Source organism: Nocardiopsis changdeensis (assembly GCF_018316655.1).
In the GTDB taxonomy this organism is placed as follows: Bacteria; Actinomycetota; Actinomycetes; order Streptosporangiales; family Streptosporangiaceae; genus Nocardiopsis; species Nocardiopsis changdeensis.
The window spans coordinates 6,762,334-6,780,177 of record NZ_CP074133.1 but is presented as its reverse complement, the minus strand read 5'-3'; the positions used below and the strand labels follow the sequence as shown (position 1 = coordinate 6,780,177).

Annotated in this window: 18 protein-coding genes and 1 tRNA gene; 4 read left to right on the top strand and 15 right to left on the bottom strand. The window is 72.8% G+C overall.

Annotation, left to right across the window (positions count from 1 at the left end):
* Positions 1 to 133: 133 nt before the first annotated feature.
* The 3 genes from KGD84_RS30470 to nhaA all read right to left on the bottom strand — a co-directional run bounded on the left by KGD84_RS30470 (position 134) and on the right by nhaA (position 3,540).
* Positions 134 to 1,537, bottom strand: coding sequence for a DEAD/DEAH box helicase (locus KGD84_RS30470; RefSeq protein WP_220563749.1), 1,404 nt, complete (start codon positions 1,535 to 1,537; stop codon positions 134 to 136).
* 261 nt (positions 1,538 to 1,798) lie between these two features.
* A complete protein-coding gene (locus KGD84_RS30465) occupies positions 1,799 to 2,002 on the bottom strand; it encodes a cold-shock protein (RefSeq protein WP_220563748.1) in 204 nt (67 codons plus the stop codon).
* Positions 2,003 to 2,265: 263 nt separating this feature from the next.
* Positions 2,266 to 3,540, bottom strand: a complete 1,275-nt coding sequence (gene nhaA / locus KGD84_RS30460) for a Na+/H+ antiporter NhaA (RefSeq protein WP_220563747.1) — start codon at positions 3,538 to 3,540, stop codon at positions 2,266 to 2,268.
* A gap of 231 nt (positions 3,541 to 3,771) precedes the next feature.
* On the opposite strand from nhaA, the gene KGD84_RS30455 reads away from it, so the two are divergent.
* Positions 3,772 to 4,662, top strand: coding sequence for an alpha/beta fold hydrolase (locus KGD84_RS30455; RefSeq protein ID WP_220563746.1), 891 nt, complete (start codon positions 3,772 to 3,774; stop codon positions 4,660 to 4,662).
* Positions 4,663 to 4,728: 66 nt separating this feature from the next.
* Here KGD84_RS30455 and KGD84_RS30450 read toward each other — a convergent pair whose 3' ends face one another.
* From KGD84_RS30450 to KGD84_RS30440, 3 genes are all read right to left on the bottom strand, one after another.
* The gene (locus tag KGD84_RS30450) at positions 4,729 to 6,042 is read right to left on the bottom strand and encodes an MFS transporter (RefSeq protein WP_220563745.1); all 1,314 of its coding nucleotides are present in this window, start codon (positions 6,040 to 6,042) and stop codon (positions 4,729 to 4,731) included.
* A gap of 210 nt (positions 6,043 to 6,252) precedes the next feature.
* Positions 6,253 to 7,758: a PucR family transcriptional regulator gene (locus tag KGD84_RS30445; RefSeq protein WP_220563744.1), complete on the bottom strand. Its 1,506-nt coding sequence runs from the start codon at positions 7,756 to 7,758 to the stop codon at positions 6,253 to 6,255.
* On the bottom strand, positions 7,751 to 8,665 hold the full coding sequence (locus tag KGD84_RS30440; RefSeq protein WP_220563743.1) for an aminoglycoside phosphotransferase family protein: 915 nt from the start codon (positions 8,663 to 8,665) through the stop codon (positions 7,751 to 7,753). Before KGD84_RS30440 ends, KGD84_RS30445 begins: the two co-directional genes overlap by 8 nt.
* 102 nt (positions 8,666 to 8,767) lie before the next feature.
* Here KGD84_RS30440 and KGD84_RS30435 point away from each other — a divergent pair, with 102 nt between their 5' ends.
* A complete protein-coding gene (locus KGD84_RS30435) occupies positions 8,768 to 9,034 on the top strand; it encodes a type II toxin-antitoxin system prevent-host-death family antitoxin (RefSeq protein ID WP_220563742.1) in 267 nt (88 codons plus the stop codon).
* Positions 9,031 to 9,288 (top strand): type II toxin-antitoxin system RelE family toxin, encoded by a 258-nt coding sequence (locus KGD84_RS30430; protein WP_220563741.1) that lies wholly within the window; start codon positions 9,031 to 9,033, stop codon positions 9,286 to 9,288. The genes KGD84_RS30435 and KGD84_RS30430 overlap by 4 nt, the downstream gene beginning before the upstream one ends.
* Before the next feature lie 65 nt (positions 9,289 to 9,353).
* Here KGD84_RS30430 and KGD84_RS30425 read toward each other — a convergent pair whose 3' ends face one another.
* The 9 genes from KGD84_RS30425 to KGD84_RS30385 all read right to left on the bottom strand — a co-directional run bounded on the left by KGD84_RS30425 (position 9,354) and on the right by KGD84_RS30385 (position 17,355).
* Positions 9,354 to 9,605 (bottom strand): DUF2795 domain-containing protein, encoded by a 252-nt coding sequence (locus KGD84_RS30425; protein ID WP_220563740.1) that lies wholly within the window; start codon positions 9,603 to 9,605, stop codon positions 9,354 to 9,356.
* 68 nt (positions 9,606 to 9,673) lie between these two features.
* Entirely contained in the window at positions 9,674 to 10,342 is a 669-nt protein-coding gene (locus tag KGD84_RS30420) for a cysteine hydrolase family protein (RefSeq protein ID WP_220563739.1), read from the bottom strand.
* Positions 10,339 to 11,427 carry an LLM class flavin-dependent oxidoreductase gene (locus KGD84_RS30415; RefSeq protein WP_220563738.1) on the bottom strand — a complete coding sequence of 363 codons (1,089 nt, stop codon included), beginning with the start codon at positions 11,425 to 11,427 and terminating at the stop codon, positions 10,339 to 10,341. Before KGD84_RS30415 ends, KGD84_RS30420 begins: the two co-directional genes overlap by 4 nt.
* Before the next feature lie 99 nt (positions 11,428 to 11,526).
* Positions 11,527 to 12,648 carry an ABC transporter substrate-binding protein gene (locus KGD84_RS30410; RefSeq protein WP_220563737.1) on the bottom strand — a complete coding sequence of 374 codons (1,122 nt, stop codon included), beginning with the start codon at positions 12,646 to 12,648 and terminating at the stop codon, positions 11,527 to 11,529.
* Positions 12,645 to 13,472, bottom strand: a complete 828-nt coding sequence (locus tag KGD84_RS30405; protein ID WP_255647132.1) for an ABC transporter permease — start codon at positions 13,470 to 13,472, stop codon at positions 12,645 to 12,647. Before KGD84_RS30405 ends, KGD84_RS30410 begins: the two co-directional genes overlap by 4 nt.
* A gap of 133 nt (positions 13,473 to 13,605) precedes the next feature.
* Positions 13,606 to 14,421, bottom strand: coding sequence for an ABC transporter ATP-binding protein (locus KGD84_RS30400; protein WP_220563736.1), 816 nt, complete (start codon positions 14,419 to 14,421; stop codon positions 13,606 to 13,608).
* Positions 14,422 to 14,722: 301 nt separating this feature from the next.
* A complete protein-coding gene (locus KGD84_RS30395; RefSeq protein WP_220563735.1) occupies positions 14,723 to 15,154 on the bottom strand; it encodes a hypothetical protein in 432 nt (143 codons plus the stop codon).
* A 715-nt stretch (positions 15,155 to 15,869) separates the two neighbouring features.
* Entirely contained in the window at positions 15,870 to 16,388 is a 519-nt protein-coding gene (locus KGD84_RS30390) for a DinB family protein (protein ID WP_220563734.1), read from the bottom strand.
* 130 nt (positions 16,389 to 16,518) lie between these two features.
* Positions 16,519 to 17,355: a MerR family transcriptional regulator gene (locus tag KGD84_RS30385; RefSeq protein ID WP_220563733.1), complete on the bottom strand. Its 837-nt coding sequence runs from the start codon at positions 17,353 to 17,355 to the stop codon at positions 16,519 to 16,521.
* A 160-nt stretch (positions 17,356 to 17,515) separates the two neighbouring features.
* On the opposite strand from KGD84_RS30385, the gene KGD84_RS30380 reads away from it, so the two are divergent.
* Positions 17,516 to 17,588 (top strand) — tRNA-Lys (locus KGD84_RS30380).
* Positions 17,589 to 17,844 lie beyond the last annotated feature (256 nt).

Sequence of the window (17,844 nt, the reverse complement as noted above, 5' to 3'; positions counted from 1 at the left end):
GGAACGGCCTCCGAACACGGGACGGTCCCCGGACATGGGACGACCCCCGGGCACGGAACGGCCCCGGATACGGAACGGCTCCGGACACGGAACGGGCCCCGCGACGAGGTCGCGGGGCCCGTTCGGGTCACGGTCAGCGGCGCGGGCGGCGCCGCCCGCGCGGGGCCCGGTCGCGCCGCGGCTCGCGGGGCTCCGGGGACCGCACCGTGACCGGGACGCCCGAGGGCTCGCGGGCCCCGGTCACCTCGGCCAGGTCGGCGGCGTTCGCGCCCCCGCCCAGGGTGCGCGGCTCGATCCGCGCCCGGCCCATCAGCCGGGTCATGTCGCGGCGCTGGCCGGGCAGCACGAGCGTGACCACGTTGCCCCGCTCCCCGGCCCGGGCGGTGCGCCCGCCCCGGTGCAGGTAGTCCTTGTGGTCGGTGGGCGGGTCGATGTTGACCACCAGGTCCAGGCCGTCCACGTGGATGCCGCGCGCCGCGACGTTGGTCGCGATCAGCGCGGTGACGTCGCCCCGCTTGAACTGGTCGAGGGTGCGCGTCCGCTGCGGCTGGCTGCGGCCGCCGTGCAGGGGCGCGGCCAGGATCCCGTTGGCCAGCAGGTGGTCGGCCATCCGGTCCACCGCGCGCTTGGTGTCCAGGAACATGATCACCCGGCCCTCGCGGGCGGCGATCCTGGTCACGACGTCCTTCTTCTCCGTGGGCGACACGTGCACGACGTGGTGCTCCATGGTGGAGACGGCGCCCTCGGACAGGTCGACCGAGTGGACCACCGGGTCGTTCAGGAAGCGGCGGACCAGGGTATCGACGTTGCGGTCCAGGGTGGCGGAGAACAGCATGCGCCGCCCGTCGGCCGGGACCTCCTGGAGGATGGCGGTGACCTGCGGCATGAAGCCCATGTCGGTCATCTGGTCGGCCTCGTCCAGGACCGCCGACTCCACCTTGTCCAGCACGCAGTCGCCGCGCTCCATCAGGTCGCGCAGCCGCCCCGGGGTGGCGACGACCAGGTGGACGCCCTGGCGCAGGGCGCGGGCCTGGCGGTGGATCGGCATGCCGCCCACGACGATGGCCGAGCGCACCCCCACCGAACGCGCGTAGGGGTCCAGGGAGTCGGCGACCTGCTGGGCCAGCTCCCGGGTCGGGGCCAGGACGACCGCCAGGGGGCGCCGGGGCTCGGCGGTGCGCCCGTCCAGGCCGGCGAGCAGGGCCAGGCCGAAGGCCAGGGTCTTGCCGGACCCGGTCCGGCTCCGGCCCAGGACGTCGCGTCCGGCCAGGGAGTCGGGCAGGGTCGCCGCCTGGATCTCGGACGGGGTGGTCAGGCCCTGCTTGGCCAGGGTCCGCTTCAGGGCCGCGGGCATGTCCAGGGCCTCGAAGGACTCCGCCGGCGGCAGCGCCGGGGTGACGGTGACGGGGAGGGCGAACTCCCCGGAGGGCCCGCCGCCGCCGGTGCGGGGGCGGGCGGCGGCGCGGGGGCGCTGCCGGCCGTACCCCCGGGCGGGGCGGCTGCGGGTGTTCGTACCGGTGCGGTACGGATGACTCATGTGTGGCCTTTCGCCGACGGCGTTCGCCGGGCGGGAGGCCTTGCGGCCTCGCAGGGGGAAACCGGGGTACGCCGGATGAATGAGACTGCCGAATGAAAACAGTGGGCGCTCGTCCGGCGGATGTGCCGGGGCGCGGGGCCGGTCGGGGCACGATGCCCGGAGAGCCGGCCGGAGAAAACCTGGGAAAAAGAAGAGCGACGGGGTCCGGCGCCCGAAGGGCGGACCCCGTCGCTGGAGGAGCTCGCGCTCCTGAGGATCAGACTAGATCAGGGTGATGTTCTCGGCCTGGGGGCCCTTGGCCCCGGCGACGGCGTCGAACTGCACGGCCTGGCCCTCGGCCAGCTCGCGGAAGCCCGTGGCCTGGATGTTCGAGTAGTGGGCGAAGACGTCGGGGCCGCCGCCGTCCTGCTCGATGAAGCCGAAGCCCTTTTCGGAGTTGAACCACTTGACCGTACCGGTCGCCATATGGATGCCTCTCGTTCGAAGAAATGAAGAAAACCGCGTGTGACGATTTTCCCGTCACCGCGGTGATCTCCCGAGAGATGACTCCATCGGGGGTTCACGACTGCAACTTCCTAGAACGTAGCACACGGAAATCACCCTGTCCCGGTGATTCCGGTGTGTCACATGGCACCGCCGGATGTGGTATCGGAACCGTCGGAAATGTGTTGGGCCCCGGCGGAGGACCGCCGGAGCCCGGACACGGTGGGACGTCCCGCCCCGGGGCCTCAGCCCCGGTCGCCGCGCTCCTGCTCGGCCAGGGCGTCCATCCTGCCCTTGTAGTGCCGCGACCGCGCCCCCAGGATGACCGCCGCCAGCGCGGTGGCGATCAGCGAGGCGGCCAGCACACCGGTCTTGGCGTGCGCCAGGTGCTCGGGGGAGCCCGCGAAGGTCAGTTCGCTGATCAGCAGCGACACGGTGAACCCGATCCCGGCCAGCTGGGACATGCCGACGATGTCGATCCACTTCAGGCTCGGGTTCAGTTCGGCCCGGGTCACCTTGGTGGTGATCCACGAGCCGCCCGCGATGCCGACGGTCTTGCCGACGACCAGGCCCAGGATGATGCCGAGGGAGGCCGGGTCGCTGACGATCGCGCCCATCCCGTCGATGACCACGCCGGCGGAGAAGAACGCGAAGATCGGCAGGGCCAGGCCCGCCGACCAGGGCCGCAGGATCTGCTCCACGCCGTGGCTGGGGTCGTGCGCCTCACCGGGCAGCGCCTTGGTGCGCATCAGCAGGCCCATGGCCACACCGGCGATGGTGGCGTGGACGCCGCTCTCGTGCATCAGCACCCAGATCAGCACCGCCAGCGGCACGTACACCACCCAGTTGGGCAGCCGCGAGGCGTTCAGCGCGGCGGCCAGGCCCTTGCCGCGCTGGAGGTACCCGAAGACCACCAGGCCGACCAGGGCGGCGGCCAGCATGAGCAGGTCGATGCCCGAGGTGTAGAACACCGCGATCACGATGATGGCGCCCAGGTCGTCGACGATCGCCAGGGTCAGCAGGAAGGTCCGCAGCGCGGGCGGCAGGTGCCGGCCGATCACCGCGAGGATGGCCACCGCGAAGGCGATGTCGGTGGCCATCGGGATGCCCCACCCGTGGAGGGTGTCCGGGGAGGAGAAGTTGATCGCCGCGTAGATCGCGGCGGGCACGAGCATGCCGCAGACCGCTGCGATGATCGGCAGCATGGCGCGGCGCGGGTTGCGCAGCTCGCCGTTCACGAACTCCTGCTTGAGCTCGTTGCCCACGACGAAGAAGAAGACGGCGAGCAGGGCGTCCGCCGCCCAGGTCTCCAACGAGAGGTTCAGGTGCAGGGACTCGGGTCCCACGGTCACCGATCGCAGGTTCTCGTAGACCCCGCCGAAGGGCGAGTTGATCCAGATGATCGCGACCAGCGCCGCACCGATCAGGAGGAAGCCCCCGACGGTGTCGCTGCGCAGTGCTTCGGCGAGTCGTGCGAGGGGCGTCCGGGACGTGGAGTGTGCCAGCGGGTCGATGCTCATAGGCGGCTTTCTGGAGTCGGCTGTCGGACCGCCGACCAGTCTTCCCGGCACACCTAGGACCAACGGTTCACGCCCCGTGCTCTGTGGGGACGATGGGAAAGTCCGATGCAGAGCATATACGCCCGTTTTTCATGAACGGTGTCCGGGGCGTCATGTACGCTTGTCGGCCGGTGTGCCGGGAAGACTGGTCGGCGGTGGCACAACTCTTATCCGGAAACGAGCAGGTGTCCGATGCCCGACACACACCTCCACGGTACGCACGTCTACCGCTCCGAGACCGGCGCCCGCGAGATCCGGACCTGGTGCGAGGAGCGGCTCGCCTCCTGGCCCGCGCTCACCGCGCTGCCCCCGCTCGGCACCGGCCTGGGCACCACCCGCGCCTTCACCGCCCCGGGCGGGGACGCCCCGCCGGTCGTCTTCCTCGGCGGCACCAACTTCAACTCCGCGACCTCGGTGGACCTGGCCAGGGTCCTGGCCCGCGACCGCGCGGTCACCCTGGTCGACCTGCCCGGGCAGCCCGGCCTCAGCGAGGGGCTGCGCCCCCGCTCGGGCCGGGCGTCCGCCTACGGCGCCTGGTTCGACGAGATCCTGCCGATGCTCACCGGCCGCCCGGCGACCGTGCTCGCCCACTCGCTGGGCGCCGCCGTGGCGCTTTCCGCCAGACCCTCCGAGCTGGTCCGCGCCGTCGTGATGGTCGGCCCGGCGGGCCTGACGGCGGCGCCGGTGAACTCGGACCTGATGCGGGTCACCCTGCCGTGGATGATCGGGCCGCGCGACGACAAGAGCACCCGCCTGCTCGACTACATGAGCGGGCCCGGGTACACGTCCAGGGCGCGGGGGACGGCGGTGCACCCGCTGGCGCCGTGGATGACCCTGGTCGGACGCCACTGCCGGACCAGCCTGGCCCCGGGGCCGCTGCCGATGGAGTGCCTGCGCCCCTGGGAGGACACCCCGGTGGTCGTGGCCACCGGTTCCGAGGACGCCTTCTACTCGCCCGCCCGCCTGCACGGTCCCGCCCGTCGGCTGCTGGACTCCGAGGTCACCGTGCTGGAGGGGGCGGGGCACCTGGCCCCCTACGAGGTCCCCGAGGAGATCGCCGGACTCGTGCGCTCCCTGGACTGAGCGCGCCGCCGCCCCGGGTCCGTCCGGCCCGGGGCGGCGGGGAGGGCCCCGGAGGGCCCTGGTGGGTCAGTCGCCGGCCGGCGCGGCCTCGTGCCGCTCGGCGCGGGAGGCCTTGCGGGCCAGCGACACGGCGACGATCGAGATGACCGCGGTGAACACCAGGTACCCGGCGATCGGCACCCACGAGTCGTCGTACCTCGACAGCAGCCAGGTGGCGATCAGCGGGGCGGTGCCGCCGGCCAGGGCGGCGCCGATCTGGTACCCGAGGGTGACGCCGGTGTAGCGGACCTGGGTGGAGAAGATCTCCGAGCACAGGGTGCCGATGGTGGCGGTCACCGGCGGCCAGAACACGCCCAGACCCAGGACGGTGGCCAGGACCAGCAGGGCGGTGCTGCCCGTCCCCAGCATGAGGAAGTACGGGGCGATGAACAGGGCCAGCAGGACGGCGCCGGCCAGGTAGACGCGCTGGCGACCCCAGCGGTCCGACAGGGCGCCCGAGACCGGGATCAGCACGCTGGCGACGATCGCGCCGACGGTGACCGCGTTCAGGGCCTCGGTGTTCTCGAAGTCCAGGGTGCCCGTGGCGTAGCTCACCACGAAGGTGCCGAAGATGTAGAAGGGGGCGGTTTCCACGACCTTGGCGCCCACGGCCACCAGCACCGCGCGCCAGTGGTAGCGGAAGGTCTCCACGACGGGCAGCTTGGCGACGGTGCCCTCCTCCTTGGCCTTCTGGAAGGAGGGGGTCTCGTCGATCCCGGCGCGGATCCACAGGCCGAGCAGCACCAGCAGGATGCTCGCCACGAACGGCACCCGCCAGCCCCAGGCCTCGAACTGGGCGTCGGGCAGCAGGGACATCAGGGTCAGGGCCAGGCTGGCCAGCAGCATGCCCAGGGTGATGCCCATCTGCGGGACGCTGCCGAACAGGCCGCGCTTGTTCGCCGGCGCGTACTCGTAGGCCAGCAGCAGCGCGCCGCCCCACTCGCCGCCGATCCCCAGGCCCTGGACGATGCGCAGGAGGATGAGCAGGATCGGCGCGAGGATGCCGATGGTCTCGTAGGTCGGCAGCAGGCCGATGAGCATCGTGGCCCCGCCCATCAGGGACAGGGTGATGACCAGGGTCTTCTTGCGGCCGATCTTGTCCCCGATGTGGGAGAACACCACGCCGCCCAGCGGGCGGATGAAGAACGTCAGCGAGAACGTCAGGTACGACAGCATCAGCGAGACGAGCGGGTCGTCCGACGGGAAGAAGAACTTGTTGAAGATGAGGGCCGAGGCGGTCCCGTAGAGGAAGAAGTCGAACCACTCGATGGTGCTTCCGGTCAGACTCGCGACGAGGACTTTCGTCCTGGGCGGCCCGGGCCGCGCGGTCTCCGTGCTCATGTCCGATCACTCCTGGTCAGATGGGGTTCCGCGGCCCGGGGAGAACCGCGAGTACGCCGGAGCCTAGAACGCGGTGGCACGGATCACCGTTGTGCGGACGGACGATATGAGGGCCCCGGCGGTGTCGGGAACGACAATCGGGGCCCCGCGGGGCGTCCGGCCGCCCGCCCCGTGACCGGTCGGAGATCCGGCGGTGGCCGGATCTCCACCTCACCTGCGGGCGCGCAGCGTCAGGGACGCCAGCAGCCGCTGGTCGGCGTCGTCCAGGTCCAGCCCGGTCAGGGTACGGATACGGCGGATGCGGTGGCGCAGAGTGTTGGGGTGGACGTGCAGCAGCTCGGCGGCCCGGGTGACGTCGCCGAAGGTGTCCAGGTACACCGCCAGGGAGCGGCACTGCTCCTCGTCGAGGCCGTCCAGGCGGACGTCGCGCAGGTGCGGGCGCTCGGCGAGGTCGTCGATGAGCTCGCGCAGCACGACCGAGGAGCGGACCTCCTCGAAGGACGTGACGGTCAGCTCCGGCCGGTCCCGGACCACGTCCAGGGTGCGGCTGGCGACCTTCTTCAGGGAGGGCACGGCGCTCATCCGCGGGGCGACCCCGGCCAGGGCGGCCTGCACGGGGGTGCCCAGGTTCTGCCGCAGGGCCGTGACCAGGTCGCGGACCCACGAGGCGGGGGCGGGGTTCCCCGACGGCGCGGGCATGAGCAGGTACAGCAGCCCGCAGGCCGGGATGACCAGGGCGTCGCTGCGGTAGGAGGCGGCGTACACCGAAGCGGTCTCCGTCGCCCGGTCCAGCAGCCAGCCCCCCTGCCCGGCCTCCTCACGCAGGGCCAGGGCGATCACGGACACCGGGGTGCCGGGGTCGGCGCCCAGGTGGCGGGCGAGGGCGTCGGTGTCGAACGCGCCGGTGAGCAGCCCGACCGCCAGCTCCGCGGGATCGCCGCCGGAGCGGGCGCCGTGGGTGCGCATCAGGTGGGTCGCCGCCAGCCGGGCGGCGCCGAGCAGGACACGGGTGGTCGCGGCGGGCCGGGGCGCGTCGCCGATCTGCACCCAGATGCTGCCCAGCATCCGGCCCCCGGCCAGGACGCCCACCACCAGGCGGCGCTCGGCCCCCAGGTCGGGGCGCTCGGCCACCTCCACCACCTCTCCGGCGGCCAGGCGCTCGTTGACCCCCCACGCCCGCAGGTGCGCCAGGAACGACTCCGGGCAGCCGCGCCCCAGGATGGTCCGCCTCCGGAGCTCGTCGGCCCCCTCGTCAGCTGCGGAGTAGGCCAGGACCGCCCCGGCGGAGTCCTCGATGCTGACCAGGCCGCCGGTGAGCGTGGCCACCGTCTGTGCCAGGGAGAACAGGTCGCGGTGCCGGGGCTCGTCGCCGGGCGTGTCCAGGACCGCGCGGACCAGGTCGGCGAACTCCTTGCCGGTCAGCCGGGGGTCGACGGACAGCACGGGCAGCCCCAGGGCCCGCAGCCGCTCCGCGCCCCCGTCCGGGACGCCGGTGACGGCCACGGCCGCGACGCCCTCGGGGTTCCGGTCGGCCAGGGCGTCGGCCTCCTCGCCGGGGACGACCGCCAGCGTGCCGACGGGCAGCGGTGCGGCGTCGTCGACGACCGTGACCGAGCGCACCACCGCGCCCAGGCCGCGCGGGGCCGCCATGAGGCCGTGCACGGACTCGTCGAGGGCGTCCAGCAGGGACTTGAGGGTGCGTCCGGGTTCAGCCATGGTCCACCTCCGCGGTGTCCTCCTCCAGGACGACCTGGTCCAGGGTATGCGCGCCGATCGCCGCCAGTGTCGGGGCGTCGTCGGAGTGGGCGGACAGCAGGACGCCGAAGAGCAGCGCCCAGGCGCGGGCCCGGTCCCACACGTGCGCGTCGACGGTGCCCGCCGCGTCCACCCGGGCGCGGAACGCGGCCCGGCCCGCGGGGCCGAACAGCATCCAGGCGACGGCCAGGTCGGTGGCCGGGTCGCCGGCGGTCAGGTCGCCGAAGTCGAGGACCGCGGCCGGTCCGTTTCCGTCCGGGGACACCAGGAGGTTGGCGGGGTGCAGGTCGCCGTGCAGCCACAGCGGCGGGCCGGACCACACGGGCGCGGCGGCCAGGCCGTCCCAGAGCCCGGCCAGGAGCTCCCGGCGGGGTGGGTCCGCGGCCTCCAGCCGCCGGTGGAACCCGGCGGACCGGGCGGCCAGCGGCACGCCCCGGAAGGGGTTGGCGGGTGCCTCCGCGGGCGCGGGCACGTGCAGCCGGACGACGAAGTCGGCCAGCGGCGCGGCCAGCACGTCCCGCCCGGCGACGGGGACCTCGGCGGCCGTGCGCCCCTCGAACCAGGGGACGACCGACCAGTGCCAGGGGTAGTCCCGCCCGGGGGCGCCGACCCGCACGGGCGCGGGCACCGGGGTGCCCAGGCGCGCGGCGATCGCCCCGAGCCACCGCTGCTCGTTGCGGGCGAGCGCGGCGGCCCGCTCCCGGCGCGGCAGGCGCACGGCCAGCGCGTCGCCCAGCCGCAGGATCGTGTTGTCCCACCCGTTGGCGACCGGCGTGAGGGGGAGGCCGGCCAGGTCCGGGTGCTGGTCGGCCAGCAGCCGCCGGACCAGCCCGGGGGTGATGTCCACCTCGGCCTCGGGGATGTTCATCCCCCCATCCTCCGCCACCCGCAGGAGTGGACCCCCGGGGAGGGTCCGGGAAGCCGCCGGAATCCCCGGTGTACCAAAGGTACACATGGTACCTTCGGTTCCATGAACGAGGTTCAGGTGGAGACCATTCGCCAGGTGCGCGACCACATCGCCGACGTCGTCGACAGAGCCGACAGAGACGACTCCCCGACGGTGATCACCCGAAGAGGCCGTGAGGTCGCGGCCGTGGTCCCCATCGAGATGCTCCGCCGCTACCAGCGGCTGGAGGAGCAGGAGATCCTGCGCCTCGTCAGGGAGCGCATGGCCGACCCCTCTCCCGGTATCCCGATGGAGCAGGTCATGGCGGAGATCCTGGAAGGGCCGGAGTGACCTACAGGACGATCTTCCGCCCCGAGGCCCGGGAGGAGCTGCGCAAGCTGCCCCGCACCGTGGCCATGAGCGTGTTCCGCAAACTGACCGAACTGGAGGCCGACCCTCTGGGCTTCGGCACCACGGCCCTGGTCGGCTCTCCCGAGGTGCGACGCCTCAGAGTGGGCGACTACCGGGTCATCTACACCGTGGAGCACGACCGGCTCATCGTGTGGGTCGTCCATGTGGGGCACCGCTCCGGCGTCTACGACTGACACCGATGGACGGCGGGCGCGCAGGGGAGCGGCCGGGACCCGGTGGTGGAGCCCGGCCGCGGTGTTCAGCGCTGCGGGCGCTCCTGGGCGCGGGCGGACTCGGTGTGCGAGCCCGGCTCGGCCTCGGGCAGCGGGACCGCCCGCAGGACCTCCTCCGCCTCGTAGAAGTCGGCGGGCGGCATCGCCCGCAGCGCGCTCACGACCTCCTCGTCGCCGCCCGCCTCCAGCGCGGCGGCCACGATGCGGTCCTTGTCCGCCGGAAAGTCGATGCCCTCCAGGATCCGGCGCAGGCCTGCCAGGCCGCGTTCGACCCCCATGGTCCCTCCCCCGTGCGCCGCGGGCCCCTCCCGCAGCGCACGGGGTGACTACCCGGGGCCCGGGAGCGTCAACCCCCGGCCCGCCACAGCCCGGTGACGGCGTCGACCGTCGCCACCACCGCGGCGTGCCGGGCCAGCCCCTCCAGCGCCGCGTCCTGCCGGGCCTGCTCGTAGGTGCCGACGGCGTCGGCCGCCACCACCACCCGGAACCCGTGCTGGAAGGCGTCCCGGGCGGTGGCGTCGACGCAGCAGTCCGTGGTGAGCCCGCACACCACCAGCCAGGAGACCCCGGCGGAGTAGAGCATGCGGACCAGGTCGGTGCCGTGGAACGCCGAGTAGCGGCGCTTGTCCACCACCTCCTCGCCGTCGAGCGGTGCCGCCCCGAACCACTCCGGGCCCGGGGTGCCCGCCAGGCACGGCTCCTCGGCGGCCGCCCGCTCCGGCGGGAGGTCCGCCAGACCGCGCAGCCACCGCGAGGAGTCCCACGGCTCGTCCGGGTCCTGCACGAGGCGGGTCCACACCACGGGGACCCCCGCCGCGCGGGCCCGGTCGACCAGCAGCCGGGTCCCGGCCAGGGCGGCGTCGATCCGCTCCCGGGCGCCCGCGTCCGACCGGGGCGGCCGCTCCGGGGCGGCGAAGTCCCGCTGCGTGTCCACGACGAGCACGGCCGCCTCCCCAGCCGGTCCGGGCGCCGGGCGGCGGTGTCCCGCGGTGTCGACGAGGGAGGCGGCGGTCACCCCTCCCCCCGGGCGCCGGCCGGGCGCAGGAGCGGCATCACCCGCTCTCCGAAGTCCGCCAGGTCCGTGTGGTAGTCGGGGAAGATCAGCATCAGGCCGTCCAGCCCGGCGAACTCGACGATCTCCCGGATGCGCTCCGCCACGGTCTGCGGGGAGCCGGTGACGAACGGGGTCTGGAACGCCTCGTCCTCGGGCCGCTCGGCGGTCAGCGACAGCGCCTTGTCCTGCGGCAGCCCCCAGGACACCTTCATGTTGACCAGCGCCTCCACGTCCGCGCCGCGCCCGTACTCCAGCCTGCGGGCCTCGGCCTCCTCGTCGGTGTCGGCCATGACGACCGTCAGCATCGAGTAGGTGCGGATGCTCCGGCCCTGCTTCTCGGCGCGCAGCTTGACGTCCCGGCAGGCGTCGCGCAGGCCCGGCAGGTCCTGGGCGGTGAGGAACGAGCCGTCGCAGTGCCGGGACTGGAAGTCCAGGCCCGCCTCGGAGCGGCCCGCGGCGATCAGCGTCGGCCGGGTCGCGGGGTGCGGCAGCGACCGGCAGTCGTCCAGGCGGAAGTACTCGCCGTCGTGGTCCACCGCCTGCTCCGACCACAGCCGCTCCAGCACCGAGGTCCACTCCTCGGTCCAGCGGTAGCGGTCGCCGTGGGCCAGGGACTCGTCCCACAGGCCCATCTGGGCGAACTCCTTGGCGTAGGCGCCCACGACGATGTTCATCCCGGCGCGGCCGCCCGCGATCTCCTGAAGGGTGGTGAACATCTTCGCGGCGATCGCCGGGTGGAACAGGTTGGTGTGGACGGTCGCCCACACCTTGACCCGCTCGGTGGCCTCGGCCAGGCCCGCCATCATCGTGATGGACTCCAGGGTCCGGCCCCAGTGGTCGGTGGCGCCGCCGTAGCCGCGCCACTTGCCCATGGACATGATGAAGTCCAGCCCGTACTGCTCGGCCAGGACCGCGGCCCGGCGGTTGTAGGCGTAGGTCGCCTCCGGGTGCGGTGCGGTCTCGGAGACGATCCACCCGCCGCTGCCGATGGGCAGGAAGATCCCGTACTCGGTGTCGGCGGCCGGTGTCCCGCCAGATTCTGACAACTCGGTTCCCTCGCTCTGAATGAATAGGGGGGGCACCGGGGCCGTCGCCCCGGTGCCCGTGGCCGTTCCCCGTGGTGTGGGGGGTACTGCTCGGGAGCGCTACTCCTTCTCCTCCTCGGCGGGCCAGCTCACGTTCCCGGCGACGTACACGGCCTCCAGGTAGTGCGGCTCGAAGAGGGGCTCCAGGTCGGGCATGTCATCGAGCACGCCGTTGTCGACCAGGTTCTGCGTCTCGGCCTCGGTCAGGTTCAGGTCGATGTAGCCGACGGCGGTCTCGTCGGGGGTGGAGGCGCGCACCAGCTCGCTCTCGGAGGCCCAGACCTGGAGGTTGTGGTCGACGTCGAACTCGCCGGTCGGGTCCAGCGCGGCGGCGTACTCCACGCACTCGCGCTCGTTCTCCTCCTGACCGCAGTACTCGAACGCCTTGCCGATCGCCCGCAGGAAGTCCTCGACGACGGTCCGGTTCTGCGCCGCCCACTCCGGGTTGGTGGCCATCACGCCGAAGGAGCCGACCACGCCGAAGTCCTCGGGCAGCCACTCCCGGTACTCCTCGCCCATGGCGTCGAGCTGGTGGGGCTCGTTGGAGCGGAAGGCCGTCAGCGCCTGCACCTGGTCCCGGGGCAGGACGCTCGGGTCGTACCCGGACTCGACCTGCTCGATGGACTCCACGTCGACCCCGGCGGCGTTCAGCATCGCCTCCAGCGGGGCGGCCAGCATGCCGGGCCGGCCCATGGTCTGGCCCTCCAGCTCCTTGAGGTCCTCGACGTCGGGGCCGGTCAGGAGGGAGGCGATCGGCACGTGCCCGTAGGTGGCGATGCCGATGACGTCGTGGTCCTCCTGGTTGGCCTGGACGACCTCGGCCTCGTTGGCGATCGGCGTGAAGTGGGCGGTGCCCGCCGACACCAGCTGCGAGTTGGCCATGATGTCGCCGACACCGCCCTGGATCTCCACGTCCAGGCAGACGGCGTCGAAGAAGCCCAGGCTCTCGGCGGCGAACACCTCCAGCTGGCTCACCGAGGCCTGGTAGAAGTAGCCGGAGATGTAGGTGATGGTGCCGGCGTCCCGGTTGGTGGAGCACCGCTCCTCGTTGATGGCGAGTTCGGACTCGGCGGGGGGCTCGGCCGCGGCCTCGGAGCCGCCGCAGGCGGCGGTCGCCAGCACGGACGCCGCCAGGGCCGCGGCACCGAGGTACCGGGTCAGGGGTGTGGTGGGGGTGGTCATCTGGGGGGCTCTTCCGTTCGTTGTGCGACGTGGGATCTACGGGGACGGGAAGTGTCGGTGCGCTGGGGGGCGCGGGTGCGGCGGGAGGCGCGGGTGCGCTGCGACTCGTGCCAGAAGAGCACGCGGCGCTCGACGGCCGAGACCAGCGCCAGCATGAGCACGCCCATGGTGGCCAGGCAGGCGATCGCGGCGTAGACGGAGTCGAGCTGCGCCGAGGAGGCGGAGGTGCGGATCAGGGTGCCGAGCCCGCCGCTGCTGCCCGCGGCCACGAACTCGGCGACCACGGCGCCCACGATGGACAGCGGCATGACCACGCGCAGCGCGGCCAGGGTGTAGGGCAGGCCGTAGGGGATGCGCAGCCGCCACAGCACCTCCAGGCGGGAGGCGTCCAGGGTCCGGAACACGTGCAGGACGGGCTCGGGGACCGCGCGCAGCCCGGTGGCGACGTTGATCAGCACGGGGAAGAACGTGATGATCGCGGTGACGATGACCTTGGGGGCCAGGCCGAACCCGAACGCCACCACCAGCCCGGGCGCCAGCGCGACCACCGGGGTCACGTTGAGGACGACGGCCAGCGGCATGAGGGCGCGCCGCACCACCGGGATCTCGGACATGAGCAGGGCCAGGACGAACGCGGTGCCCGCCCCGCAGGCCACCCCGATCAGGGCGATGGACAGGGTGCTCCAGGCGTTGGCGAGGAAGATCTCGGGCCGGTCCGCCAGGGTGGCCCCCACGTCGGCGAGCCGGGGCAGGATGTAGGGGTGCTCGGCGGCCACCGCCGACCAGCCCATGCCCAGCAGCACCACGACGAAGGCCGTGGGCATCCAGGTGGCCGGGTGCAGGGGGCCGCGCGGCCGGGCGCGGCGCCGGGCGGGAGCGGCGCCCGGGCCGGGCGTCGGCCCGGGGCGGTCGGGGGCGTGGCGCAGGGGGCGGTCGCGGTCATCTGGGTGCTCTCGCTCATAGCCGGACGAGGTCGTCGGGGGCGGCTCCGCTTTCCCAGGCGGACTGAAGGGAGGCGCGGACGCGGTCCTCCAGGGCGTGCATGCGCGGCCCGGTCACGACCTCGGCGTCCCGGGGGCGGGGCAGGTCGATCGGCAGCACCTCGTGCACGCGGCCGGGCCGGGCGGACATGACGACGACCTCGTCGGAGAGGGTGACCGCCTCGCGCACCGAGTGGGTGACGAAGACGACCGTCGTCGCGCGGCGCTGCCACAGGCCCAGGAGCTGCAACCGCAGGGCCTCGCGGGTGAACTCGTCCAGGGCCGAGAAGGGCTCGTCCATGAGCAGCAGCCGGGGGCGCAGGCCGAAGGCGCGGGCGATGGCCACCCGCTGGCGCTGGCCGCCGGAGAGCTCGTGCGGGTACCGGTGGGCCACGTCGGACAGGCCCACCGCCCGCAGCAGGTCGTCGGGGTCCTCCCCGTCGGCCCCGGCGCGGCGGTTGACCCGCCGGGGCAGGACGATGTTGCGGCGCACGGTCTGCCAGGGCAGCAGGGCCGGGGTCTGCGGGACCAGGCCCACCCCCTTGGCGGCGCACAGGGCGCTGGGGGTGGAGCCGAAGAGCGAGACCTCTCCGGAGTCGTGGTCCTCCAGCCCGGCGATCACCCGCAGCAGGGTGGACTTGCCGCAGCCGCTGGGGCCGATGAGGCTGACGAAGCGGCGGACCCCGATGTCCAGGTCCACCGACTGCAGGGCCGGGTGGGCGGGGTCGCCGCCGTCGTAGGTCTTGGTGAGGCCGCGGATGCGGATGCCGAGACCGTCCGAGAGAGGTGTCATGACGGCTCCCCGTCCTGGGTGCGCACGTGCGGGCACGGGGCGGCGGTCCGGGTCCGGGGCGTGTCGGAGACGCGCACGGCGGCTCAGTCCGCGTCGGGGAGTGGGGGGCCGGACGGCGGTCCGGCTGTCACGGTCGAGAAATCCACGGGGGCACCCTCCTGTCGCTCCCCGGGTACGGCGAACCGGGGGCTGGCGGTTGGAGAGCGGGTGGAAGATCGGGGATCGACGGCCCGCGGGGGTCGTGTGACGGGTTGAGACGTTGACGTTAGGGAGCCGGTATTAACTCTGTATGAAGGCTCCGTCACGTACCGATATCGAGGACGCGTACTCGTAGGTCCGCGTCCAGTAGGGCGACGGTGATCCGGTGGGTGGCGAAGGCGCTGGGCAGCCAGGCGCCCCGGCCGAACAGCCGGGCCATGGGTTCGCCCAGCACCAGCAGCACCCGCGCCTCGGGGAAGTGCGTGTCCCGGATCCAGGACAGTTTGAAGGCGTCGGCGATGACCTTGTTCCGCTGGGACGACTTCACCTGGCCGGCGAAGGGCGAGCACTGCACCAGCAGGCTCGGCGGGTCTCCGTCGGCGCAGTCGACGCCGACCCGGACGCCGTCGGCGAGCGTGAACTCGCGAGGCGCCAGGTCAAGGCCGAGTTGGGCGGACAGGGCCCGGGCCAGTTCGGTGTTGTCGGGTCGCCGGGCGAGGGTGTCCGCGGGGTCGCGTACCGCTGTTTCCCTCATGGGAAGAAGACTTTAGTGCACAAGGGTCCCATCGGTCTCCGCCATTAGTCCTTTGTCCGCTGTGTTCAGGGGTGGGTCCGGTGTGGCCACCTGGGGTTTTCTCGAGGGCAAATTGTGATGTGTTTCACATATTTGGGAAATGGGTGAGGTTCTCGCGGATCCCCGTGCTGGTGGGGGTTCTGGTAGAGGGGGCTGGTGGGGGAGGGGGTGCGGCTCCATGGGGGGCGGGGGTGCCTCATTCCTTTCGGGAATGAAGAAGTTGAAAGGTGAACCATAATCACGGGACCCGTGGCCGTGGTGGGGTCGGGTCTTCGGGGGTGGATCTGGGCTTTTCGTGTATATGGGTAGCAAATGGACATATAAGGCAATCGAATGCCACCGCCGGGCGGGGGTCGGAACGGTCGTCCGAACCGGGTGTCCGCCCTGGTGGAGCCCGGAGCCCTCGGCCGGGGGCCCTGGGGGCCGGGCACGGCGGCGGGCGCCCCGGGGAGTACCGCCCCGGGGCGGGTGCTGTGCACGGAGAGCGCCCGACCGCCCCGGTCGCCGGCGCGCGGGGCGGCGGGGCGACGACCGGGGCGGCCGGGCGGGGGGTGGTAGGGGCGGGGCAGGGTGGAAGGTGCGCCGGGTCGTCGGCCGTGCGTGTCCTCCCGCGGTCCGGAAGCGGTCGAGACCCCGAGGCCGAATCCGCGGACGGGCTGAGGAGGCCCGGCCGGCCCTACGGCTTCGCGGAGGAGGCCGCCCGCAGCAGCCGCAGCTGGCCCAGCTCAGCGGCGTTCTTCATCAGCTCGGCGTTGACCCACGCCGCCGTGTCTGCCACCGTCATCCCCGAGCCCTCGGGCCACGGGAAGGGGGCGGGCGCGTCGAGGGACACGGTCGGTAGTACGGCGGCCCACTCGCCGCGCAGCGCGGACAGCCACTCCACCACACCGTCCGGGCCGGGCCAGGCCACCGCCTCCCGGTCCCGGGGGACCCGTCCGGACAGGTGGTCCAGGGTGACGCCCCACCACCAGCCGATGTGCCAGGTCACCCAGCCGATGGTGGGGACGGGGATCGGGTCGGGCTCGGAGTCGGCCCAGTCGGGGACCCAGCCGTCCCCGGAGCGGTGCATCGTCCAGCAGAGGGGCGAGGGCTCCCACAGGACTTCCTCGGGGACCAGGCGGTCCAGGTGGTACTCCAGCAGACCCCAGGTGAGGTCGAACTGGCGCTGCAACAGGTCGGTACGGGCGTCGTTCATGCCCGGCAGCCTCGCACACCGGACCTGCGCCGACCATCGGTTTTCCCGGCGGCGGCCCGGCGCGGCGCCGCCGCCCCGGACGGTCGTAGGGCGCACTGGGCCGCCACCGGCCACGCCTTTCGGATACTCCCTACGGTGCCCGGCGCACCGGCTGCACCAGGTCGGTCACCCACTCCTCCTGCGGGCGGTCGCCGGGGGTCCAGTACACCTCCCGGCAGACCCCGGCCAGCTCCAGGCCCTGCTCACGCACCCAGTCGACCAGCGCCGCCCAGGTCTCCCCGATGCCGGCGACCTCGCCCCGGTGGGTGGTGACGGCGGCCTCGCCGCCGGGCAGCTCGGACACCTCCAGCCCGGGCACCCCCTCCACCCGGGAGGGGAGCACGAAGCCCGCGGTGACCGTGATGCCGTCCCCGGCGGACTCGTCGTAGCCGTAGAACGCGACCCCGGGGCCGTGGTCGCCGACCCCGGCGGCCGCCAGGGCGCCGGCGGCCTCGGGGAACATCGGGCCGACCACGGGGCCGACGTTCTCCGGCCCGTGGCCGGGGGCCGTGCGGGTCAGCGTGGCGATCCGCTGCGGCTCCACCCGGCGCAGCTCGGCGGTGATGGTGTCGGACGTGGACATGGCGGGGACCCCTTCCCTGCGCCGGAGGTAGGCCTCGACCCTCGCCAGCCGGGCGCGGCGTTCGGCGATCTCCCGCCGGATGCTCTCCCCGGCCGCCTCCAGGATCTCCCGCTCCAGCCGAGGATCGGGGTCACCGCACACGATCCGCGCGATGTCCTCCAGCCCCAGGCCGAAGCCGCGCAGCTGCACGATGCGGCTCAGCCGCGTCAGCTGCCCGACCTCGTAGAACCGGTACCCGGTCACGGGGTCGACCCGGGCCGGGGCGAGCAGACCGATCCGGTCGTAGTGCCGGAGCATCCGCACGCTCACCCGCCCGATCGAGGCGAACTCTCCGATGGTGAACATGACACCTCCACGTTCGGGGCTGACACGGTGTCAGGGTCAAGGGGCACGGGAGCCCCCTTCCCGCCGGGCGCGCGGGGGAATACTCGGCTGTGTGCCCCCGGTGGTATCCGGTAGACTCAGCCCTCGGTGGTGAACCCCCTGGTCAGGCGGGTCATGCCACGGGCCTCTAGCTCAATTGGCAGAGCAACGGACTTTTAATCCGTGGGTTCAGGGTTCGAGCCCCTGGGGGCCTACCCACAAAACCCCAGGTCAGAGGCCTTTTGCAAGGTCTCGGTCCTGGGTTTTTCTCGTTCCAGGCCCCCGCCGATTGCTCGAAGCTCGCTCTTTTGTCTTGACCGTGCCTCCCACCTCCCGAGCACCCTCGCCCCGCGCTCCTCCGCCGCGTTCGTTGTCATGTCGCTCCGGCCCTGGGCGCTGAGCGACAGAAGCCTGTCACCGGTCGCAACAGCACTTGTCACCATTGCTCAGGTGATAGAGGTGGGAACGCAG